The organism is Campylobacter sp. 2014D-0216 (assembly GCF_014931215.1).
Classification (GTDB): Bacteria; Campylobacterota; Campylobacteria; order Campylobacterales; family Campylobacteraceae; genus Campylobacter_D.
In genome coordinates this window covers 1,086,511-1,107,710 of the sequence record NZ_CP063089.1, presented here as the reverse complement: position 1 = coordinate 1,107,710, position 21,200 = coordinate 1,086,511, and the positions used below count along the sequence as shown (strand labels likewise).

Here is a 21,200-nt window from a genome sequence, read left to right as displayed (position 1 = left end):
ATGAAATACAAAGCTAGTTGCTTGAACTAGCTTTGTTTGTTGTTTTATTTTCTATGGGCTTTAAATAACTTTCTTTGATCATAAGATTTACTGTATCTTTAAACATAGGCAATGCGCTTTGTGCAGCATAATAACTATAAGCTTTGGTTGGATGTCTAACTAAAACCCCTATGGTGTAATTATGCGTTTCATCATTTGCAAAACCAAAGAATGAAGCATTGTAGCGATTTGAAGTATAACCTTTTCTTTCAGCAATCCTTGCAGTACCTGTTTTACCACCTATAATGATACCTTTAGTTTGCGCTTTTTGACCTGTTCCTTTTTCTATTACGTTGATTAAAATTTGTTGCATTGCTTTAGCTGCTTTACTTGAGAGAATTTTTTCTTTTTTAGCTTCTTCATCAAGTTTAATCCAGCGTCCATCTTGATAAATTTTGTTAGCAATTTGCGGGGTGATATAAACACCGTTGTTATTAAATACATTGTAAGCAGCTAAAAGTTGTATAAAAGTAGTTTTTAGTCCATATCCATAGCTTAAAACAGACTTTTCAACCTCTCTTAGTCTTTTAGGGTTAGGAATTTCTCCTTTTTGTTCATAAGGAAGATCAATACCGCTTTTTTCCCCAAAGCGGAAAATTCTAAGGCCTGAAACGATTTCAAGATTACTAAGTCTTTGTGCGATTTTAATCATACCAACGTTTGAAGAATAGGTGATAACCTCTTCCATGCTCATTTTATTTTTCTTGTGGTCATCGCGTATGGTAAAACGACCAAGTTTGTATTGACCACCCTGTGTGTCAATGATTTCATCGACTTTAATTTTATCTAGCATTAATGCGGTGGTAAATATAAAAGGTTTAATTACAGATCCAGCTTCGTAGCCATATTCTATTGCACTTGCATTAAGTACAGAAAGATCTTTTCCGCGGTTTTGAGGATCATATCTTCTTGAGCTAGCTAGTGCTAGAATTTTTCCGCTATTACTTTCCATGATAGCCACAATGATTTCATTGGCTTTTAGGTCCTCATTTCTCTTATCAATTGCTTTTTCCAAACCTTTTTGTAATTTTAAAGAGATGTTAAGATATAAATCACATCCATCTATTTTGCGTTGTTCATAAGAATGTAAATTTAAGATAATATTGCCACCTATATCTCTTAAACCTTGAATTTTTGCATTTTGCAAAGGACTTAAGCATTCATCGTAAGATTTTTCTAAGCCTTTAATGCCTACATTTTTAAAAATTTCACTTTGTTCATCTATATAAGTTCTTGTATAACCAATAACGGGTGTTAGTGAGTCTTTGGGCATATATACGCGATCTTCTTTGTGTTCGATGATGTCAAGACCTCTAGTTTCAACCCTGCCATTGCTATTGGTAAAGGATTTGAAAAAACCTTGAGTGTAAAGTTTTTTAGAAAGTTCTTTTAAATAACTTGCATCTTTAGAGTTGATATTTTGTAATAATATAAAATTATAACCTCTTTTTTTCTTAGACAGCATTCTTTTTTTTATGTCTTGCATTTGCTCATCGCTTGCACCGCTATAAATTTGAAAAAGAGTTAAAAATAATTCTTTTTTGTTGGGATTTAAACTTCTTAGATCAATTTCGGCTCTATAAATTTGTCTACTTGATGTGACAGTGAAATTGTCACTTGTGATGATATTACCTCTAAGAGCGGAAAAGTATTGTTCTTTTTGAGTGTTTGGTATATGGCGTTTTGATGTAAGAAAAAAAGTAGAAAGTAAAAACAAGGCCATAAAAAACAGAGCCATACAAAAAGCAAAAGCTACCTTTGAAACTCTATTTCTAATGGTGTTTGAAAGCATATATTATATTTGAGTTCTTGAAATTTCTTTATATGCGTTTATAGCCTTATTTCTAACTTCAAGCATAAATTTCATGCTCGATTCAGCTTTACTAATAGCTATTGCGGCTTGGTGTAGGTCTTTGACTTCACCTGTTGCAATATCTACCATAGCTGCTTCGGCTGTTTCTTGGGTTTTATTAAGGTCGTTGATTGAATTTTTCAATAAGCTTGAAAACTCATCGCCTATATTTGTGTTATTATTGTTGTTGGTTTTGTTTCCAATATTGTTAAATTGATTTATACCATTAATAGTGTTCATTCATTAACCTCTTAATAAATCTATCGCACTTTGTGCTATGGTTTTTGTGCTAGTAAAAGCACTTACATTTGCTTGATAGGCTCTTGTTGCTTCTATTAAATCGGCCATTTCAATCACTGGGTTTATATTTGGAAAAGCAACATATCCTTGTTCATTTGCATCTGGGTGAGATGGGTCAAATTTCATACGGAAATCTTTATCATCTCTTACAACTTTATCCACTACTACGCTCATTATAGCAGGTTTTGCATCTTTTGGAGAAGCTGGATCATTTAAAGGATTTTCATATTCTAAAAAATTATTGTCTTTAGCGATTTGCTTGTTTAGTAATTCATTAAAATCAGTTGCTTTAAAAATCACTTCTCTTCTTCTATATGGACCGCCCTCAGCTGTTCTAGTGGTATTGGCATTAGCTATGTTTGAGCTAATCACATTCATTCTAAAACGTTGTGCACTAAGTCCGTATCCGCTAATATCAAAATCACTTAAATAAGCCATTATTTTTCTCCTAGCCTAATTTAGAGCTTGTATCTATGATGGTTGAAAAAATATTACTTTGTCTTCTTAAAACACCATCTAAAGCAGTGATCATCATAGTATTTTTACTCATTTCAGTAGTTTCTACATCAAGATCTACTGTATTTGCATCATTTCTTGCTAAATGTCCATCTCTTAAATAAATAGTTGATTTGTTAGGATCTGGAAATTTCCAAGGTTTTTGATGATTTGCATTTGTACTTGCTAGTTCAAGCTCGTTTTTATCTTTCTTTTTGAAAATTTCATTTGCTCTATTAACCAAAGCAGTTTCAAATTCTATATCTCTTGCTTTATAAAAAGGAGTGTCAACATTTGCAAGGTTAGAACTAATCATTTGACTTCTTAGGTTTCTTCCTGCTAAAGCATCAACAATAAGTTCTTTTGATTTAAAAGGGCTTATCATGTTTTTTCCTTTAAATAAAGCTTTTATAGACTAAAAGCAAAAATCATTCCAAAATATTTAGCTTTTTTGCATATTTATAAGTATATCTTTTTATAGTAAATTTTTAAAATTTTTAAAGCCACTTTCAAGTGAAACTTTGTTTTCTAGTATTTTTAAAAAATCTTTTTTTATCATTTCTTTTGCACCCATAAATTTTAAATGTTCATTGGGTACCTGGCAGTCTATTAAAAAATCATAAGGTTTTAAAATTTCACAAAGCTTTATTAAAGCTACTTTTGAGGTATCTTTTTTTAAGCTAATCATGCTTTCACCAAAAAACATTTTACCTATGATAAGCCCGTATAAACCACCAATTAAAACATCATCTTCATACACTTCAACACTATGGGCTAAGTTTTGTTCAAAAAGCTGAGTGTAAACTTCTATAAATTCTTGACTTATCCATGTTTTTTTTCTCAAAGCACAGTGCTTTATGAGTGAGTTAAAATTAAAATCAAGTTTTATTTCATAACTTTTTAGAGCTTTTTTGATGCTTTTTTGTATGCGAACTTCATCAGGGTAAAGCACCATTCTAGGTGAAGGACACCACCAAGTTACAGGGTTGCTAGTCCAAGGAAAAAGCCCTAGGCTATAGGCATAGGGTAGGAAATTGGGCTCTAGTTTTTTGCTAATAAAAACAGGCGCATCATCAGGGCTTTTTAAAAGCTCAGAATACAAAATCGATTTTTTCATTTTTCGTAAGTTTGAGTTTTAAAACACCGCCATTTTTTAATCTTCCAAATAAAATTTCATCACTTAATCTCTCGCCCAATTCTTCCGCGATAATACGTTTTAACAACCTTACTCCAAATTCTTTATTGTTGGTTTTTTTAGCAAGAAATTCTTTGACATTTTTATCAGCTTGTATTGTGGTGTTATTTAAATTTTGCGCCATTAAATCAAGTTCTTTTTGGACTATTTGTTCTAAAATTGTTTGATTTAGATCATTAAAATGAATGATTTTATCTATACGGTTGATAAATTCAGGCGCAAAGAAATCTTTTATAGCTTTATTGCTTTTTTCTTTATCGCTACTTAAAAATCCTAATTCATTGTTTTCTTTTAGACCTAAATTAGAAGTCATAATGATAATGGCGTTTTTAAAATCAGCTTTTAAGCCACTATTATCAGTTAAGCTTGCATTGTCAAAAATTTGCAAAAAGGTGTTAGTTAGATCAGGGTGGGCTTTTTCTATCTCATCAAACAAAACTACACTAAAAGGGTTTTTTCTAATGCTATTGCTAAGCAACCCCCCATCTTCATAACCCACATAACCTGCAGAAGTTCCTATGAGCTTGCTTACATCGTGTTTTTGCGAGTATTCGCTCATATCAAATCTTTCAAGATTAAGATTTAAAATTTGTGCTAAATTTTTAGCTAATTTAGTCTTACCCACTCCGCTTGAACCGGTAAATAAAAATACGCCTTTTGGGGTGTTTTTGCCTTTTAATCCTGCATAGCTTTGTTTTAAAATAGAACATAAAGCTTTAATAGCCTCATCTTGTCCAAAGATATTTTGCTTTAAATTAGATTCTAGATTTTTTAGAATTTTTCCTTGATCACTTTCGTAAATTTTGTGCGAATGCGTCATTCTTGCTAAGGTGTTTTCCAAGTCCTTTGTTTTTACTATTTTTTTACTTTTTTTATCTTCTAAAGCAAAACTTGCCCCAAGCTCATCGATTAAATCAATAGCACTATCTGGCAAAAACTTATCGTGTAAAAATTGCTTTGCTAATTTTATGCTCGTTTGTAAAATTTCATCACTGATTTTGATTTTATGAAAATTTTCATATTTAGTTCTTAAACCTTGTAAGATTAGAAAACACTCTGCTTCGCTTGGTTCATCTATATCAATTTTTGCAAATCTTCGACTTAGAGCTTTGTTTTTGTCAAAGGTGTTTTTGTACTCTATAAAGGTAGTTGCACCGATACATTTGATATTACCATTGCTTAATGCAGGTTTTAGTAAATTTGACATATCAGCATGGCTTTCGTTGCTTGCTCCTGTTCCTACTATGGTGTGAATTTCATCTATAAACAAAATCGCATTAGGGATATTTTCTAATTCTTTTATGATATCTTTTAACCTTTTTTCAAAATCTCCCCTGTATTTTGTTCCTGAAAGTAAACTTGCCATATCAAGACTATAAATTTTTGAATTTTTTAAGTGTTTAGGTACTTTTTCTTCTGCTATGGCTAGTGCTAAACCATCAATAACAGCACTTTTGCCAACCCCTGGTTCACCTACTAAAATAGGATTGTTTTTTTTACGTCGACTTAGAATTTGCATCATTCTTTCTAGCTCAAATTTTCTACCTATAACCGGGTCTATTTTACCATTTTTTGCAAGTTCAACTAGTTCTATGGTATGGGCTTTTAAATTTTCAAATTCTGCACTTTGTAATAATTCGTGTATTTTTTCTTCCTCGATGAAGTGTTTTTTGAGAATATTATATGAATAAGCTTTTTCTTCTTTGCAAAGCGCAATGATGAAGTCAATTACTGTATTTTGATTTTTTGCGTTAAGTTTGTGTAAGATACTTTCTAAGATTACAGAGAAAGTAGGTTCTATTTCTTTTTTCAAAATTTCATTGTTTTTGGCTAAGTAGTTTTTTAATTCATTTTCAAAGCCTTGTAAATCACCATCTCCAATTTCTTCTAGTAAATTCTTAAAATCATTGCTAAGTTTAACCAAAGCAAAAAGTAAGTGTTCGCAAGTGATAAATTCATGGTGATTGATAAAGCTTAAATGTCTTGCATTGGGTATAAATGAATCAATTAATTCTTTATATTTCATTGTTCTTCTATCCTTGTTTGGAGTGGAAAGTTATTATTCTTTGCTGCTATGTCAACTTGTTGTTTTTTGCTTAATGCGATTTCTTCTGTATATACACCACAAACCCCACTACCTTGATGGTGAATTTCAAGCATAATTGCACTAGCTTTTTCAAAGTCATGATGAAAAACATTCATTAAAATTTCAATCACAAAATCCATGGTTGTTACATCATCATTTAAAAGCAAAACCTTAAACATTTTAGGTTCTGCTAGTTTTTGCTGTTCTAAAATTTCACTTTTTAGACTCATTTAATATCCTAGTGATGTCTTCTTGCATAGTTTGAGTTGAAACCTTGCCAAGATAATATTTTACAAAGTTTTTTGAGTCTTTATTCCAAAAGTCTGTCAAATCCTGATAAACCCCATCTTTTAAAACCACTTTAAAGGGAAGTTGTTCCATGCTTTGGTAATTGATATCTTTTAAGGCTTGCGCAACAATTCTGTTATTTTCTTTTGAGTTGCATAAAAAATAATAAGCTCCATATTTGATAGCAAAATCTTTTACAGTTTGATCGCTTACATTTTCAAAATGACTTAGCCCTATGATGATAAAATGATCTGTATTTTTTTGCCACAAGCTTGTAAGATGAGGTGCTTCTTCTTGACATGGAGTGCAAAAGGTTCCAAAAAAATCAAACATTAAAATTTTGTGTTCTTCTCCTTTTACTATAAAGCCATTTTGGGTTCTTACTAAAGTTTTCTCACCGCCATTAACGCTTTTTAAAAGAATTTCATCACCTTTTTTGTATTCGGTGAAAGCAAAATCATTTTCGATTTTTTCTTCGCTTGAGCAAGCGTTTATAAATAATGCAAAGGCGAAGGTCAAAATTAAATAAGTAATTTTTTTCATTTGTGTCCTTTGTTAGTAATGATTTTTCATTGCAGCTCTTGCTTCAAGATCTGCTTGTTTTTTCTTTAGGCTTTCTCTTTTATCATGTAAATTTTTACCTTTTGCTAGAGCGATTAAGGCTTTTGCTTTGTTTTTTTCATTAAAATAAAGCTCTAGGGGTACTATAGTGAAGCCTTGGGTGCTAATTTTCCCAAAAAGTCTATCGATTTGCTTTTTATGCATTAGAAGTTTTCTTGCGCCTTTTTCATCATGCTTATAAAAAGAATGAGTGGTGCTAAGATGAGAAATGTGTGCATTGAGTAAAAAAATTTCACCCTTAATAATACGTACAAAAGAATCTTTTAAATTAGCTCTTGAAGCTCTTAAAGCAACAACTTCAGAACCTTTTAGTACCAAGCCTGCTTCAAATTTTTCTAAAATTTCATAATCAAAAAAAGCTTTTTTGTTTTTTACTATAGTTTTTTTCATCATTTAGCCTTAAAAACTCCACTTCCACTTCCACTTAAAAAATAAGCCTCATCAAGAAACCTTTGCATTTTAGGATAAATTTTTACACAAGGAGCAAACAAATCATTTAAATCAGTATTTTTATAGCTTAAAAGTTCGCTTGTTTTTAGTGTTTTAAAATCACGAGCTAATTTTGCATTTAAATTTAAATCATAATGGCCTTCGTCAAAAGCACGATATACTTTTGCACTTGAACACTCAATAGCTGGAAAGGTAAACTCAAGTTGGTTTAAATCATCTTCAAAATACTCTACAATTTCTCCGCATCCACTGACATTCGCGCTTTCATAACCACTTAAGAAAAAGACCAAATCAGATCCAAGTTTTTGGCAGATTTGTTCAAGTTGTGATTGGTTGAGTTTTAAATTTAAAGCCTCATTGATCATTAATAAAAAAGCAACTGCATCAGTGCTACTTCCACCAAGACCACCACCTATAGGTATATTTTTGATAAGTTTTAAACTTTTATTTTTGAAAAACTCATTGAGTTCGTTTGAAAAACCCAGATCTGCTAATGCTTTATAAGTTTTGTGAAGGATGGTATCTTGGGTAAAATTTCCAATAATCTCAAAACCTTCTTTGGATTTTTCATCGCTAAAGCTTAGCTCATCAAAGATATCTTTTAATAAAACAAAGCGTGACTGTAGTAAATGATAAGATCTTGAATCAAACCCTATGATTTTTAAAAAAATATTTGCTTTAGCGTAAGCTTTCATTTTTTAAGCTTTTTGCTTAGGTCATCAAGCTTTATAGATTCATCGCTGATTGCATGTAAGTTTTCACTCTTTACTTGCTCAATAAGTTCTTTGCGTAGTATCATTAAAGATTTTGGTGCTTCTATGCCTATTTTGGCATAACCTTTACCTGTTTGAACTACTTTGATTTCTATATCATCTCCGATTTTTATACTTTCATTTTCTTTTCTTGATAAAATTAACATTTTAATACCTTATTTAAATAATATTGCACTTGATTATCTTGGATAGAAATGATAGAAAAAAAATCTTTTTCTTCTAAAATATAGCTACCTTCTTCTTGAATCTCTAAATCGTCCAAAAATATTTTTTGTCCATTGTGTAATTTTTGGGGATATTTTATCGTATTTTTTCTAAGATTTAAATAAGCTAAAGGATTTAATTCTTTTTCGTTTTTGTAAAAAAATCTTCCTTCGCTTAGACGTTCAAGCGAGCTAAGCGTAGCCTTGATGCCAAGTTTTCTAGCAAATAACTCACAATAAGAGCGTATATAAGAACCCTCGCTAACTGCTATTTCTATAGTTAAAAAAGGGTGGTTGTAATGTAAAATTTTAGTGTAAAAAATTTCCATAACGCATGGTTTTAGATTAACCTCAAAGCCTTTTTTTGCAAGTTCATATGAGCGTACGCCGTTGATTTTTTTTGCACAATATGCAGGTGGGGTATAGCTCACTTTTCCCAATAATTCGTTTTTAATTTGTTCTAAAACCTTCTCATCAAAAGCACTAATAAGGTTGATTTCTTTGATGTTTTGATTATCAAGACTTAGCGAATGTACACCTAGCCAAAGTGTAGCTTTGTAAACTTTTGGATTTTTATCAAAAAAACGAAATAGTTTTGTATATTGATCAAAAGCTATAAGTAAAACACCTTTTGCAAAAGGATCAAGTGTTCCTGAAAAACCTGCTTTTTTGTTTTTATATTTTTTTTTGAGTTTGCTTAAAAAAGCATTAGAGCTCACGCCGCTTGGTTTATATGCTACAAAAAGTTTATTCATATCACTTTTTCCACAAAACTTGACATTATCATTCTTTCTATGCCTCCAAAATTGATTGTAAGTTTTTCTTCGGCTCCTATTTTACTTACTCCTGTAACCCTACCTATGCCAAAAATTTTATGTTTAATTAAATCTCCTTTTTTATAACAATTTTTTTGATGATCTAAGGTTAGTTCTTTTTTGATCACATTGCTTTCGCCAAAAAATCTACTTTTTTCTAATCTTGTACGACTTCCTTTGTAAAATCTAGAATTAGCATAACTTAAATAAAGTTTTTTCTTAGCTCTAGTGATTGCCACATAGGCTAGCCTTCTTTCTTCTTCTATATTGCTTGATTCGCTAGTAAGCGGGAAAAAACCTTCTTCTAATCCTATGATAAAAACATGATCAAATTCCAACCCCTTGCTTGCATGGATACTCATGATACAAATGCTTTCTTTATCTAATCCATCTTGCTCGTTTAATAAAGAAATTTCATTTAAAATATCATCTAAGCCATTGTAGTTACCATGAGTGATTTTGTCTTTTAAATTTGCATAAAGCTCATCTATATTTAAAAGCTTGTCTTCCCCTTCTGGATTATCTTTATAAAATTCTTTAATCTTAAATTCATCTTCTAAAGCTAAAATCATTCCAAGCATATCATCTTTTTCTTTGATTTTATGTATGCTTAGTATGAACTTTTCTAATTCATTATCGGTTTTTTTACTAAAAAAGCCACTTCCTTGTAAAGCGCATAAGCTTTCAAACAAAGATAAATGATTTTCTTTAGCATAATTTTCTAGTTTTTCTAAGCTTGCATTACCAAAATTTCTTTTTGGGCGATTGATAATGCGCTTAAAAGAATAATCATCATTTAAATTTGAAAGTAATCTTAAATAAGAAATAATGTCTTTAATTTCAGCTCTTTCATAAAAACGAATTCCGCTTAGTAATTTAAAAGGAATTTTTTCTTTACTAAAAGCTTCTTCAAGGGCGCGAGATAATGCATTTACTCTATAAAGTATGGCGATTTCACTTGGATTAACGCCTGAGCTTAAGAGTTTTGAAACTTCTCTTGCGACTTTAAAACTTTCAATCTTTTCATCATCGTTTTGTAAAATTGTAATTTCTTCGCCTTCATCTTTGGTGCAGATTAAAGTTTTTCCTAGTCTTTTTCTATTGTGTTCTATTAGTTCATTTGCGGCTTGTAAAATAGCACTAGTTGAGCGGTAATTTTGTTCTAGTTTGACTAATTTTACATTATTAAACTGTTCTTTAAAATTTAAAATATTTTCTATTTTGGCTCCGCGCCAACCATAAATACTTTGATCATCATCACCTACTACACAGATGTTTTCATGAGATGTGCAAAGTTTTTTTAGAATTTGATATTGTAAAGTGTTGGTATCTTGATACTCATCGACTGTGATGTAGTTGTACTTTTGGCTTTGTTCTTTTGCAAATTGTTCATCTTCTAAAATTTTGTTGGTCAACATGAGTAAATCATCAAAATCCATAAAATTATTTTGGATTAAAAAATTTTCATATTGCTCGTAAAGATAAATGATCTCTTCGTGATTTTTATTTTTTTCATCTTTTAAAAATTCTAATTCCTTGCGAATTTCTTGAGCGCTTTTGCTTTGGTTTTTAAAGTTAGAAATATAAGCCCCAATGCTTGCTAGGGAATTTTTAAGATTTTCATTTGCTAGGTCTTTTAAAATTTTCTTTTTATCATCTGTGTCGATGATGACAAAATTATTTGCTCTAGCAATTCTTTCACTATAAAGCCTTAAAAATAATAAGCCAAATTTATGAAAAGTACACAAAAGAGGATTGTGTAAATTTTGATCTTGTAAAAGTGCTAATGCTCTAGTTTTCATCACATTAGCAGCTTTATTGGTGAAAGTTAGTGTAAGGGTATTTTGTGCAGGAATGCCCACATGGTCAATTAAATAAGCAAGTCTAGTGGTTATAGTTTTAGTCTTACCACTACCCGCACCTGCTAAAATAAGCATAGCTCCATCAATGTGCATGATGGCTTCTTTTTGACTATCGTTTAATCCTTCGAAAAAATTCATCTTTTTAATAAGTCTTTATTGTTGGGATTGTTTAAAAAAGCATTCATGGACTTTTCTTTAAGTTTTTGCTCGCTTTGTTTTTTAAAATAATTAGAAAAATTAACAAAGATGATATTATCTTCAACTTGAATTTGGGTAATTGCGCCCAAATCTACTTTTACAAAGGTTGCAAAATCATCTGGTCCAAAGCCTGCATGAAATTCAATATGTTCTTTGTTTAAAACTATGGATTTAAAAGTATAGCCACCAAGCGCAAAAACACAATAAGGATTTTTACTCACTACATCTAAATCTTGCGGTAAAGGAGGCTCTAGAGTGACAAACTTGGTATTGACAATAATGTTAAATTCAATATCTTCTTGAATTAAAATTTGCAAACACTCATAAATGCTTTTTTGCATTAAGTCTATAAAAGTTTTGTTGTTTAGTATTTTATCAATCATTGCTCAACCTTAAAAATTCATCTACTAGTTTTCTAACTTGCTCTAGGCCTATATTCCAAAATTCATCACTTTCAATATCAAAACCAAACATAGCCACAAGCTCTTTTGGACTTTTGCTTCCGCCGCTACTTAAAAAATCAATATAAATCGAAGTAAAATCGGTGCATTTTCCACTTTTATATAGTCCATAAAGCGCTAAAACCAAAAGTTGTGCATATGCATATGCATAGCAGTAAAATGGAGAATGAATAAAATGTGGTATATAAGAATACCAAAGACCATAGTTTTTGGTTAAAATCACGCTATCTTGAAACATTTTTCTTGATTCTTCAAGCCAGATTTGACTTAATTCATCGGCGCTAAGTTCTTCTTTTTTGGCATGAAACCTACGTTCAAAGGTGGTAAAGTTAATTTGCCTATAAAGTGTGGCGAAAATGTCTTCGATTTTTGCTGCATATAAAGATAAAAGTTCTTCTTTGTTTAAATTTTCTTTAATGTGATCAAAAATCAACATCTCAGCAAAAACAGAAGCGGTTTCTGCTGTGGTTAAAGGCGTGTCTTGATTTAAAAAACTTACTTTATAGGAAAGTTTTTGGTGTATGGTGTGGCCAAGCTCGTGAGCCAAAGTAAAAAGATCGCGTCTTTGGTTGGTATAGTTTAAAAGTATAAAAGGGTGGCTTAGAGGAGTGCTTGAGTGAGAAAATGCTCCACTTTGTTTAAATTCTTTAGGATATACATCAATCCAATGATTATCAAAAGCATCTTTAGCGATCTTATAAAAATCACAAGAAAAGTTTTTAAAAGCTTCTAAAACAATGTCTTTTGCTTGATTAAAATCAATTTGCATTTCCTTGCCAATAGGCGCATAACGATCATAGTCTTTTAATTTTTTATAACCTAAGATTTTTTTCTTTGCATTGTAAAATTTAGAGACAATGTCAAAACTATTTTCACTTGCGCAAATAAGCGCATCAACGCTTTTTTTAGAAATTTGATTTCTCATATGTCTTGAGCTTTCTGGACTCTCATAGGACCTTAGCTCGCAAATACTAGCAAGTTCAGTTTTGATCATATTGAAAATATATACTAAAAGCTTGTTTTGTTTTTTTAAGGTTTTACTAAAACACTTTGAAGCTTTTTTTCTAATGCTTCTATCAGGGTGGTAAAGTTTGCTTAAAATTTCTTCTTCGCTTAGTTTTTGTCCTTCAAAGTTAAATTTTAAAGCACTAAAAGTTTCATCAAACAATCTTGCAAAAGCGTTAGATCCCGTGCTTGATAAAGCAAGGATAACTCTTTCTTCTTTTTTAGAAAGATTGTGTTTTTTGTGTAAGATGAGATTGTTTAGATAAAATTCATAACCCTTGCAAAAAGCAATAAAAGCTTGACTTTGTTCATCTTTAAGTTCGCAAAATTCAAGTTCAAAAAATAAAAGATTTTCTTCTATTTTTTTGCTTAGATTTTCGTATTTTGCATAAAAAGCACCTTGGGTAGTATCTTGAGCAAAATTTAAATATACATAAGTTAATATATGAGAAAGCTTTAAAATTAGCGTTTCGTAATCTTTTAAAGCTTGTAAAAAAACTTCAACGCTTAGATGATGTAGTTGGTTTTCATATTGTTTTTTAAAATTATAAGCTTCTTCTTGGGTGTTTTGCAAAAACACATTTAATTCTTGCTCATCTTTAAATAATACACTTAAATTCCAATTTTGCATGATTTTAACTTTCTAAAATGAGTTTTTTTAATACAGCCATTCTAATGGCAACTCCATTTTTAACCTGAGTTAAAACTTTAGATCTTTTATCTGCCATAATTTCATCGCTAATGTCAATATTTCTATGCACAGGGCCCGGGTGTAAAATGATGATATTTTTGTCTTTGATTAGCTCTTTGTTGATGCAAAAATCATTTGCATAATCTTTAAGTGATGCATAGGTTGGAACATTGTGTCTTTCTGTTTGTGTTCTAAGACTCATGATGATATCTACTTCATCAATAACTTCTTTTATTTTATTTGTTTTTTTAAGAGGATAATTAGGCATAAAATGAGGTGGGGCCACTAGCGTGATATCTATACCAAAACGAGGCAATAATTCCAAATTTGAAGCAGCTACGCGTGAGTTTTTGATATCTCCTACAATGGCTATTTTTTTACCTTTTATATCATAGTTAAAATGCTCCATTATAGTAAAAAGATCAAGTAAGGCTTGAGTAGGATGAGCATGCTTGCCATCGCCACCATTGACAATAGGACAGTGAGTGTAATTTGCTAAGATATGTGGCACACCTGAATGTTTATGTCTGACTACAATGGCATTAGGAGACATTGCATCTAAGTTAGCTGCTGTGTCAAAAAGTGTTTCGCCTTTGCTAGAACTGCTTTTTGAGACATCTAGTTTTAAAACCTTAGCACCTAATCTTGTTGCTGCTGTTTCAAAACTTGATTGAGTTCGAGTGGAATTTTCAAAAAAAATGGTTGTAACGCTTTTGCCTTTTAGATAAGTGCGTGGTTTTTCATCTAAGAAATCTTTAGCTTCTTTAAAAAGAGCTAGAATTTCTTCATTGCTAAAATCTTTTGTAGTAATTAAATGCCTCATGAGTCCTCCTAAATTTTTAAGTTTAATTCATTCTCTGAACAAATCGCACTAAATAAAACATCTGTAGAGCTATTTAAAGCTGTTTCTACGCTATCTTGTATCACTCCAATAATAAAACCAACCGCCACAACTTGCATAGCTATATCATAATCAATACTAAATAACGAGCAAGCAAGAGGAATAAGTAAAAGCGATCCTCCTGCAACTCCGCTGGCCCCACAAGCTGCAAAAGCAGCCAAGATGCTTAAAAGCATAGCTTGTAAAAAATTGATTTCAATACCCACTGTATGTGCTGCAGCAAGACTTAATATAGCAATGGTTACTGCAGCTCCTGCCATATTAATCGTAGCACCTAAAGGAATGGAAATACTATAAAGACTATTATTGATGTTTAATTTAGAGCAAAGAGCCATGTTTACAGGAATGTTAGCAGCAGAACTTCTTGTGAAGAATGCAAAAACAGCACTATGTTTTAAGCAAATAAAAATAAGTGGATAGGGATTTTTTTTAGTGTATACAAATACAATTAAAGCATTAATTACAAAAGCGACAAAAAACATAGTTAAAACTAAAACTAATAATAATTTAGCATAGCTTAAAAGACCTTCTGCGCCTGTTTGTGCTACTGAATTTGCTACAAGTCCAAAAATCCCAAAAGGTGCAAGTTTGACAATAAATTTAACAATTTTTAAAACCCCTTCGTTAATGTCGGTAAAAAGTTGCTTAGCATCATTTGAGCAGTGTCTTAGCGCAAAACCACCGCCTATAGCCCAAGCTAAAATGCTTAAATAATTCCCAGATGATAGCGCATGGATAGGGTTATCTACTACTTGAAATAATAAATTTTTAAAAACCTCACCTATATGCGCAGGAGCGCTTGTAGATGCTTTGTCAATATCGGTTAATACTAACTCTACGGGAAAAATAAAACTAACACTTACTGCACTTAAAGATGCAAGAAAGGTACCAAAGATATATAGAAAAATGATATGTTTAATTTTTTTACTTCCATGATTAAATTCTTTGGTGCAAATTGTGGTTAAGATTAAAATAAAAACTAAAATAGGTGCAATAGCCTTGAGTGCTCCTGTAAATAAAGCGCCAAAAATATTTGCAAAAATAGCCAAATCTTTAGAGAAAATACCAACTAAAATCCCCAAAAAAATTCCAATGCAAATTTGTAAAATAAGATTGCCATTTTTATAGTGCCAAATTACGCATGAAAATACATTCATTCAATGCCTTTATTTTTTTAAGATAAATTTTAATTTATTCTAGCAAAGTAAAGCTTAAATAAGCTTTTTGGTTTTTTAAGCTACTATATGATATTATTTTGTAAATTTTAATATTTTAGTAATGACATTAAAAAGGAAAAAAAATGTATTTATTTACTTCTGAAGTTGTGAGCGCAGGACATCCTGATAAATGTGCAGATATTATCGCAGATTCTATAGTGGATGCTTTTTTAACTCATGATAAAGATTCAAGGGTTGCTAGTGAAGTTTTTGTAGCAGGAAATAAAGTTGTCATTGGTGGCGAGATTAAGTCAAAACATAAGCTTGAAAAAAACGATTATGAAAATATTGTAAAAAAAGCTTTAGCGGATATTGGTTATAATGGACATCCGCATTTTAGTAAAAAGCAATGTTTACATCCTGATGATTTAGATGTAATGGTATTTTTAAATGAGCAAAGTCCTGATATCAACCAAGGTGTTGATCAAGAAGATGGAGAAATTGGCGCGGGTGATCAAGGGATTATGTTTGGTTTTGCAAGTAATGAGGCTAAAGAATATATGCCAGCGGCTATTTCTTACGCTAGAATGCTTTGTGATAAAGTATATGAGTTTGCAAAAAATAATCCTGATAAACTTGGTGTAGATATTAAAACTCAAGTTACTATTGATTATGTTAGCAAAGAAAATTTTGAAAATTGCAAACCGCAAAGCATTCATACTATTGTAGTTTCAGCACCTTGTGTTGAAAGTATGAAAATAGAAGACTTAAGAGCTTTGGTGATGGAGTTGATTTTGGATTCTAATTTACCAAAAGAACTTTTTTGTCCAGAAAAAACAAGAATTTTAATCAATCCAACTGGCAAATATGTCAACCATAGTTCATTGCATGATAGTGGTTTAACAGGAAGAAAACTTATAGTGGATAGTTTTGGTGGCTATGCTCCAATAGGAGGTGGCGCACAATCTTCTAAAGATTATACCAAAGTTGATAGAAGCGGGCTTTATGCTGCAAGATGGCTTGCTAAAAATATTGTAGCAGCAGGTCTTGCTAAAAAATGTATAGTGCAACTTTCTTATGCGATAGGTGTTGCTAAGCCAACTTCTGTAAGCGTAGACTGTATGGGAACAAATACAAGATTAAATGATGATATTTTAAGCGATTTTGTAATGAAAACTTTTCCATTAACTCCGAATTGGATTAAAAATAAATTTAATCTTGATAAGCCAAGTAAAGATACTTTTATGTACGCTGATGTTGCTGCTCGTGGTCAAGTAGGGCAGGCTGATTACCCTTGGGAGAAATTAGACGCAGTTGAGGAATTTAAAGCATTGTAAAATGAAGCCTTTAGGCTTCGTTTTGCTTTAAAAATCTATCTTTTATCTTTAAAATTAGCATTTCTTTGGGTTGAATTACCGCATTTTCTTTTCCATTAACCGCATGATATATACTTACTTGATAGTTATTAGCATAAAAACGCATTAGGAAATTTTGTAGTTTATATTCACTTGAATGGCTAAACCATGCATTATTTGAAATTGCAATCATGATTTGTGTGTCTTTATAAAGACTTTCTTTGGTAGCCTCAAAACATATTGCATTGGTAATGAGTTGATTGTTGAGGGTATATTGGTTTAACTCTTTACCTCTTGAAAATTCATCTATATTTAAAAGATATTTCTTAAAAAAGTTTTTAAATAGTGGAATTTCTTCTCCAAAAGGTACAAGATAATGTTTGTTAAAAACTTGTATTTGCCCATTATCAAATACATAAGTGCTATTGTATAGATGGTTAGGCGTGGTGCTGATAGCCCCTGTTATAATGATAATATGTTTAGAAAGTTCTTTTAAGGCTTGTAGATAATTAGGTGCTTTGTTTAAGGCAAAAGCAAAAGCTGTTTCAGGAAAGATAATTACTTCTTTACCTTCTTTTATAGCTTGGTTGATTTGAAGAAAAATATCTTTAGAATGTGTTTGTAGGTTTTCTTGTATGAATTTTTGATCTTGTGGGATATTGGTTTGGATTAATTTATAGTCTAATCCAAGAGTTTGTGATGGTTTTTGTTCATATTGTGCGCCGATTAAAACTAAGATAAATATAATCGCTATTTTATAATATCTTGAAATATATTTTTCATAATAAAAATAAGCAATTAAAAACATAGCTATAATACCTTGATAGCTTGCATCGAAAATGCCATATACGCTTAAAACACCCCAATTTAGCCAATCAAAACCAAAAGGGTGGATAAAACTAAGTGCAAAAATCCCGCAAAGTCTTAAAAAATCATATTTGAAAAAATAACAAACCCAAAACAAAAAACCATAAATCAAGCCAATTATCATAAGCTCCAAAGGGATTAAATAGGCTAAATCAAAATAAATAGAAGATAAACTAATCCACCAAAACCATAAAATTCCTATAAAAAATCCCGTATAAAAATACGCTAGTTTATCTCTACTTTTTAATAACAATATCAAACCATAGATACTTAAAAAAGGAGAGATAAATTCAAAAAGTAAATTTTCAAAAAAAGAAAAATAAATAAAATTTGACAATAAAAGTGCAGAAAAAAAGGCTTTTATTATTTTAAAAGTGGTAGAATTAGAATTTATGAATTTTAAAAAAAGGGGAAGAAATGGCAGAAAACGGAAATATTTGGACTTCATTGTTGCCTCTCATTGTGCTTTTTGCGATTTTTTATTTTTTGGTTATTAGACCACAACAAAAACAAGCAAAAGACCACAAATTGATGGTTTCATCTTTAGAAAAAGGAGATAAAATCATCACCAATGGTGGAATAATTTGCGAGGTGGTAAAACCAGAAGAGGATTTTATCAAAGTTAAGCTTAATGATGAAAATGTAGTTGTAAAAATTTCTAGAGATTTTATAGCAAAGAAAATTGATGCGTAGTGGAAAGATTACTTATAGAAGTATTATTTTCTTTGTAGTTTTTCTTATAGGACTTGTATTTTCTATACCTTCTTTTATGCAGACCCAAAGCGGAGCAAAGATCAATCTAGGACTTGACTTGCAAGGTGGCTTGCATATGTTATTAGGCGTGGAAGTGGAAGAGGCAGTTAAATCAAAGGTTAAATCCATAGCCTCTTCTTTGAGTTATTCTATCAATAAAGAAGATATTATTGTTGATAAAATCAAAGTTAATAATGCTAGTATTGAATTTACCTTATTAGATGATAATGATGTGGCCAAGGTGGATTTATTGTTAAAAGATATTAAAGGTTTGGCCATTACAACTGATAATTTACACTACACACTTTCTTTAACCCAAGAAGAAATCAAATTAACTCACGAACAAGCTATTTTACAAGCTGTTGAAACAATCAGAAACAGACTAGATCAATTTGGTCTTGCAGAACCAAATGTAGCAAGATCGGGTGAGGATAAAATTTTAGTAGAACTTCCAGGTATAAAAACTGCTGCAGATGAAGCTAGAGCTAGAGAGCTTATTGCAAAAGCGGCACATTTGCAATTAATGGAAGTAGATGATGTTAGAATAGATCAAGTAAACAATCTCACACCAAGCCAAGCAGCTGAATATGGAGATTTGATTTTTGAAGATGCGAAAAATCCACAAATTAAATATCTTGTAAAATCTATACCAATTCTTGATGGTTCTATGCTAACAGATGCAAAGGTAGGTTTTGCACAAAGCAATAATCTTCCCGTGATTAATTTTACTTTAAATTCAGAAGGTGCGAAGAAATTTGGAGATTATACTGGAAATAATGTAGGTAAACGCTTAGCTATAGTTTTAGATGATAAGGTTTATTCAGCACCAAGAATTAATGAAAGAATAGGCGGGGGTAGTGGGCAAATTAGTGGTAGTTTTACTGTCGAAGAAGCTCATGATGTGGCGATTGCTTTAAGAAGTGGGGCGCTTTTAGCACCGGTTAAAATGCTTGAAAAAAGAAGTGTTGGACCATCTTTGGGTGCTGATAGTATTAAAATGAGTATGATAGCCTTAGCGGGTGCTTCTATTTTGGTTATTGCTTTTATGGTGATGTATTATGGCATAGCGGGAGTTTTTGCAAATATTGCTTTGGTTGCAAATATTTTGGTTATCATTGCTGTAATGGCGATGTTTGGAGCAACTTTAACCCTACCTGGTATGGCAGGACTTGTTCTTACTGTGGGTATGGCAGTAGACTCTAATGTTATTATTAATGAAAGAATCAGAGAATTACTGCGTGAGGGTGCTAGTATAAGACAAAGTGTGGAAAATGGCTACAAGCATGCTATGAGTGCGATTTTAGACGCTAATATTACCTCGCTTATTACCTCAATAGCGCTTTATGCTTATGGTACAGGTGCTGTGAAAGGTTTTGCGGTAACTTTGAGTATTGGTATTTTGGTTTCTATGATCACTTCTATTATAGGAACTCATGGTATGTTTGAAATGTTTATGAATCGTATGGAAAAAAGCAATAATACGAGATTATGGTTTGGATATAGGAGACCTTGATGCAATTTTTTAGTCAAAAACATGTTTATGATTTTATGAAAATGAGATTTGCAGCAATCTCTTTATCTTTTATTTTATTTTTTGGTTCTATTGTAGTTCTTTTTACTAAGGGCTTAAATTTTGGAATTGATTTTACTGGCGGTACTTTAGTGCAGTTGCAGTATGAGCAAAAAGCGCCACTAGCTGAAATTCGTAATGCTTTAGCTGCTAATGAAAATTTAAAAGGTGCAAGTGTAACTGAGTTTGGTAGTGATAATGAAGTAATCATTCGTTTTTCAGGAAGTAGCGATAGCTTGGGAAGTGATATTGGTGTGAGTATTGCTAATTTATTGCAAGGAACTGGTAGTTTTGAGGTGCGCCGTGTGGATGTGGTAGGTCCAAAAGTAGGTGATGAATTACGCAATAAAGGTCTTATGGCAGTAGGAATTTCACTGATTGCGATTTTGATTTATTTAGCAATAAGATTTGAATGGCGTTTTGCTATGGCTTCTATAGTTTGTGAAATTCATGATATTGTTATTACTTTGGGCGCTATTGCTTTATTTGAAATTGATGTAAATTTAGATATTTTAGCGGCTGTTTTAACAGTGCTTGGCTATTCTTTAAATGATACAATCATTATTTTTGACAGGATTAGAGAAGGTGTTAAAACTAGTAAAAATTCAAAACTTGATCTCATTATCAATGAATCAGTTTCAGCAACTCTATCAAGAACAACTTTGACTACAGGTTTAACTTTAATTACTGTAGTGGTGCTTTATTTCTTTGGTGGATCGATGATAGAGGGCTTTGCTTTAACCATGATAGTGGGGATTGTAGCAGGTACTGCAAGTTCTATCTTTGTGGCAAGTCCAGCACTTTTATGGTTTAAATTTAGTGTTGCACAATATCGCCAAAAAGAATTAGAAAAAATCAAAAAGAAACAAGAAAAAGAAAAATTAAGATCGATGTATGAAAAAGGAACAGTGTAAAAATGAATTGGGGTAAGGTTATTTATATCTTTTTTGCTTTAATGAGTTTAACTACAACCGCAGGATTTTTATATGATCAAAACGAGGTTGCATTATTTATTGCAGCTTGTGTGAATTTGATTTCTACTTTATTGAAAATTGGAGTTAGAAATTTCTTAGCAGCTGAGTTATTTGCAAGTTCTTTAGTGGCGGATTTGCATTTAATTCCAGCTTTTGCTTTAATTCAAATCAACCCAGAAGCCAATGTGATGGTTTATACTTTGGCGATAGGAGCTTTGATAGCTAATATCTTTTCGATGATTTTAGTTATAGTAGATTCAGTGAAAAATCAAGAAGAAAACTAGGAGTG

23 protein-coding genes are annotated in these 21,200 nt (G+C 31.3%); 5 read left to right on the top strand and 18 right to left on the bottom strand.

Features of this window, described 5'->3' with window-relative positions; all coding sequences use genetic code 11:
* Window positions 1-13: 13 nt before the first annotated feature.
* The 17 genes from A0083_RS05575 to sstT form a co-directional block, all read right to left on the bottom strand.
* Window positions 14-1,831 carry a peptidoglycan D,D-transpeptidase FtsI family protein gene (locus A0083_RS05575; RefSeq protein WP_197552681.1) on the bottom strand — a complete coding sequence of 606 codons (1,818 nt, stop codon included), beginning with the start codon at window positions 1,829-1,831 and terminating at the stop codon, window positions 14-16.
* A gap of 3 nt (window positions 1,832-1,834) precedes the next feature.
* Window positions 1,835-2,131, bottom strand: coding sequence for a flagellar hook-basal body complex protein FliE (gene fliE / locus A0083_RS05570; protein ID WP_039664257.1), 297 nt, complete (start codon window positions 2,129-2,131; stop codon window positions 1,835-1,837).
* Window positions 2,132-2,134: 3 nt separating this feature from the next.
* On the bottom strand, window positions 2,135-2,629 hold the full coding sequence (gene flgC / locus A0083_RS05565; RefSeq protein ID WP_043020000.1) for a flagellar basal body rod protein FlgC: 495 nt from the start codon (window positions 2,627-2,629) through the stop codon (window positions 2,135-2,137).
* Between the two features lie 10 nt (window positions 2,630-2,639).
* Window positions 2,640-3,071, bottom strand: coding sequence for a flagellar basal body rod protein FlgB (gene flgB, locus A0083_RS05560; RefSeq protein ID WP_039664255.1), 432 nt, complete (start codon window positions 3,069-3,071; stop codon window positions 2,640-2,642).
* Window positions 3,072-3,161: 90 nt separating this feature from the next.
* The gene (gene aat / locus A0083_RS05555) at window positions 3,162-3,803 is read right to left on the bottom strand and encodes a leucyl/phenylalanyl-tRNA--protein transferase (protein ID WP_197552679.1); all 642 of its coding nucleotides are present in this window, start codon (window positions 3,801-3,803) and stop codon (window positions 3,162-3,164) included.
* Complete coding sequence (locus tag A0083_RS05550; RefSeq protein ID WP_197552677.1) at window positions 3,778-5,907, bottom strand: AAA family ATPase; 2,130 nt, start codon at window positions 5,905-5,907, stop codon at window positions 3,778-3,780. The genes aat and A0083_RS05550 overlap by 26 nt, the downstream gene beginning before the upstream one ends.
* Window positions 5,904-6,197: an ATP-dependent Clp protease adaptor ClpS gene (locus A0083_RS05545; RefSeq protein WP_039664252.1), complete on the bottom strand. Its 294-nt coding sequence runs from the start codon at window positions 6,195-6,197 to the stop codon at window positions 5,904-5,906. The genes A0083_RS05550 and A0083_RS05545 overlap by 4 nt, the downstream gene beginning before the upstream one ends.
* Entirely contained in the window at window positions 6,181-6,798 is a 618-nt protein-coding gene (locus A0083_RS05540; protein WP_197552676.1) for a thioredoxin domain-containing protein, read from the bottom strand. Before A0083_RS05540 ends, A0083_RS05545 begins: the two co-directional genes overlap by 17 nt.
* A 12-nt stretch (window positions 6,799-6,810) precedes the next feature.
* Window positions 6,811-7,266, bottom strand: a complete 456-nt coding sequence (gene smpB / locus A0083_RS05535) for an SsrA-binding protein SmpB (protein ID WP_197552674.1) — start codon at window positions 7,264-7,266, stop codon at window positions 6,811-6,813.
* Window positions 7,266-8,021: a 4-(cytidine 5'-diphospho)-2-C-methyl-D-erythritol kinase gene (locus A0083_RS05530; protein ID WP_120760457.1), complete on the bottom strand. Its 756-nt coding sequence runs from the start codon at window positions 8,019-8,021 to the stop codon at window positions 7,266-7,268. Before A0083_RS05530 ends, smpB begins: the two co-directional genes overlap by 1 nt.
* Window positions 8,018-8,245 (bottom strand): carbon storage regulator CsrA, encoded by a 228-nt coding sequence (gene csrA / locus A0083_RS05525; protein ID WP_120760455.1) that lies wholly within the window; start codon window positions 8,243-8,245, stop codon window positions 8,018-8,020. Before csrA ends, A0083_RS05530 begins: the two co-directional genes overlap by 4 nt.
* Window positions 8,239-9,057: a tRNA pseudouridine(55) synthase TruB gene (truB, locus tag A0083_RS05520; protein ID WP_197552672.1), complete on the bottom strand. Its 819-nt coding sequence runs from the start codon at window positions 9,055-9,057 to the stop codon at window positions 8,239-8,241. The genes csrA and truB overlap by 7 nt, the downstream gene beginning before the upstream one ends.
* Window positions 9,054-11,117 carry an ATP-dependent helicase gene (locus A0083_RS05515; RefSeq protein WP_120760451.1) on the bottom strand — a complete coding sequence of 688 codons (2,064 nt, stop codon included), beginning with the start codon at window positions 11,115-11,117 and terminating at the stop codon, window positions 9,054-9,056. The genes truB and A0083_RS05515 overlap by 4 nt, the downstream gene beginning before the upstream one ends.
* A complete protein-coding gene (locus A0083_RS05510) occupies window positions 11,114-11,560 on the bottom strand; it encodes a hypothetical protein (protein WP_120760449.1) in 447 nt (148 codons plus the stop codon). The genes A0083_RS05515 and A0083_RS05510 overlap by 4 nt, the downstream gene beginning before the upstream one ends.
* Window positions 11,553-13,274, bottom strand: coding sequence for a M3 family oligoendopeptidase (locus A0083_RS05505; protein ID WP_197552670.1), 1,722 nt, complete (start codon window positions 13,272-13,274; stop codon window positions 11,553-11,555). The genes A0083_RS05510 and A0083_RS05505 overlap by 8 nt, the downstream gene beginning before the upstream one ends.
* Before the next feature lie 4 nt (window positions 13,275-13,278).
* Window positions 13,279-14,157: an aspartate carbamoyltransferase catalytic subunit gene (locus A0083_RS05500; RefSeq protein ID WP_197552668.1), complete on the bottom strand. Its 879-nt coding sequence runs from the start codon at window positions 14,155-14,157 to the stop codon at window positions 13,279-13,281.
* Window positions 14,158-14,165: 8 nt separating this feature from the next.
* The gene (gene sstT / locus A0083_RS05495) at window positions 14,166-15,392 is read right to left on the bottom strand and encodes a serine/threonine transporter SstT (RefSeq protein ID WP_197552666.1); all 1,227 of its coding nucleotides are present in this window, start codon (window positions 15,390-15,392) and stop codon (window positions 14,166-14,168) included.
* A 143-nt stretch (window positions 15,393-15,535) separates the two neighbouring features.
* Here sstT and metK point away from each other — a divergent pair, with 143 nt between their 5' ends.
* Window positions 15,536-16,729: a methionine adenosyltransferase gene (gene metK / locus A0083_RS05490; protein WP_120760442.1), complete on the top strand. Its 1,194-nt coding sequence runs from the start codon at window positions 15,536-15,538 to the stop codon at window positions 16,727-16,729.
* Window positions 16,730-16,739: 10 nt separating this feature from the next.
* On the opposite strand, the gene A0083_RS05485 is transcribed toward metK, so the two are convergent.
* The gene (locus A0083_RS05485; protein ID WP_197552664.1) at window positions 16,740-18,062 is read right to left on the bottom strand and encodes an apolipoprotein N-acyltransferase; all 1,323 of its coding nucleotides are present in this window, start codon (window positions 18,060-18,062) and stop codon (window positions 16,740-16,742) included.
* Here A0083_RS05485 and yajC point away from each other — a divergent pair.
* The 4 genes from yajC to A0083_RS05465 are packed head-to-tail and all read left to right on the top strand — an operon-like array spanning window position 18,032 to window position 21,195.
* Window positions 18,032-18,307, top strand: coding sequence for a preprotein translocase subunit YajC (gene yajC / locus A0083_RS05480; protein WP_039618686.1), 276 nt, complete (start codon window positions 18,032-18,034; stop codon window positions 18,305-18,307). The genes A0083_RS05485 and yajC overlap by 31 nt on opposite strands.
* Entirely contained in the window at window positions 18,300-19,880 is a 1,581-nt protein-coding gene (secD, locus tag A0083_RS05475; protein WP_197552662.1) for a protein translocase subunit SecD, read from the top strand. Before yajC ends, secD begins: the two co-directional genes overlap by 8 nt.
* On the top strand, window positions 19,880-20,851 hold the full coding sequence (gene secF, locus A0083_RS05470; protein WP_120760436.1) for a protein translocase subunit SecF: 972 nt from the start codon (window positions 19,880-19,882) through the stop codon (window positions 20,849-20,851). Before secD ends, secF begins: the two co-directional genes overlap by 1 nt.
* Before the next feature lie 2 nt (window positions 20,852-20,853).
* A complete protein-coding gene (locus A0083_RS05465) occupies window positions 20,854-21,195 on the top strand; it encodes a DUF6394 family protein (RefSeq protein ID WP_039618681.1) in 342 nt (113 codons plus the stop codon).
* Window positions 21,196-21,200 lie beyond the last annotated feature (5 nt).

Bases quoted from the DNA above. Each gene is read 5' to 3' on its own strand.
- A0083_RS05505 (WP_197552670.1), bottom strand. From the start codon at position 13,274: ATGCAAAATTGGAATTTAAGTGTATTATTTAAAGATGAGCAAGAATTA.
- aat (WP_197552679.1), bottom strand. From the start codon at position 3,803: ATGAAAAAATCGATTTTGTATTCTGAGCTTTTAAAAAGCCCTGATGAT.
- A0083_RS05485 (WP_197552664.1), bottom strand. From the start codon at position 18,062: ATGAAGTCCAAATATTTCCGTTTTCTGCCATTTCTTCCCCTTTTTTTA.
- secD (WP_197552662.1), top strand. From the start codon at position 18,300: ATGCGTAGTGGAAAGATTACTTATAGAAGTATTATTTTCTTTGTAGTT.
- sstT (WP_197552666.1), bottom strand. From the start codon at position 15,392: ATGAATGTATTTTCATGCGTAATTTGGCACTATAAAAATGGCAATCTT.
- A0083_RS05515 (WP_120760451.1), bottom strand. From the start codon at position 11,117: ATGAATTTTTTCGAAGGATTAAACGATAGTCAAAAAGAAGCCATCATG.
- truB (WP_197552672.1), bottom strand. From the start codon at position 9,057: ATGAATAAACTTTTTGTAGCATATAAACCAAGCGGCGTGAGCTCTAAT.
- yajC (WP_039618686.1), top strand. From the start codon at position 18,032: ATGGCAGAAAACGGAAATATTTGGACTTCATTGTTGCCTCTCATTGTG.
- A0083_RS05510 (WP_120760449.1), bottom strand. From the start codon at position 11,560: ATGATTGATAAAATACTAAACAACAAAACTTTTATAGACTTAATGCAA.
- A0083_RS05465 (WP_039618681.1), top strand. From the start codon at position 20,854: ATGAATTGGGGTAAGGTTATTTATATCTTTTTTGCTTTAATGAGTTTA.
- A0083_RS05575 (WP_197552681.1), bottom strand. From the start codon at position 1,831: ATGCTTTCAAACACCATTAGAAATAGAGTTTCAAAGGTAGCTTTTGCT.
- flgC (WP_043020000.1), bottom strand. From the start codon at position 2,629: ATGGCTTATTTAAGTGATTTTGATATTAGCGGATACGGACTTAGTGCA.
- A0083_RS05545 (WP_039664252.1), bottom strand. From the start codon at position 6,197: ATGAGTCTAAAAAGTGAAATTTTAGAACAGCAAAAACTAGCAGAACCT.
- csrA (WP_120760455.1), bottom strand. From the start codon at position 8,245: ATGTTAATTTTATCAAGAAAAGAAAATGAAAGTATAAAAATCGGAGAT.
- A0083_RS05540 (WP_197552676.1), bottom strand. From the start codon at position 6,798: ATGAAAAAAATTACTTATTTAATTTTGACCTTCGCCTTTGCATTATTT.
- A0083_RS05550 (WP_197552677.1), bottom strand. From the start codon at position 5,907: ATGAAATATAAAGAATTAATTGATTCATTTATACCCAATGCAAGACAT.
- smpB (WP_197552674.1), bottom strand. From the start codon at position 7,266: ATGAAAAAAACTATAGTAAAAAACAAAAAAGCTTTTTTTGATTATGAA.
- metK (WP_120760442.1), top strand. From the start codon at position 15,536: ATGTATTTATTTACTTCTGAAGTTGTGAGCGCAGGACATCCTGATAAA.
- flgB (WP_039664255.1), bottom strand. From the start codon at position 3,071: ATGATAAGCCCTTTTAAATCAAAAGAACTTATTGTTGATGCTTTAGCA.
- A0083_RS05500 (WP_197552668.1), bottom strand. From the start codon at position 14,157: ATGAGGCATTTAATTACTACAAAAGATTTTAGCAATGAAGAAATTCTA.
- secF (WP_120760436.1), top strand. From the start codon at position 19,880: ATGCAATTTTTTAGTCAAAAACATGTTTATGATTTTATGAAAATGAGA.
- fliE (WP_039664257.1), bottom strand. From the start codon at position 2,131: ATGAACACTATTAATGGTATAAATCAATTTAACAATATTGGAAACAAA.
- A0083_RS05530 (WP_120760457.1), bottom strand. From the start codon at position 8,021: ATGAAAGCTTACGCTAAAGCAAATATTTTTTTAAAAATCATAGGGTTT.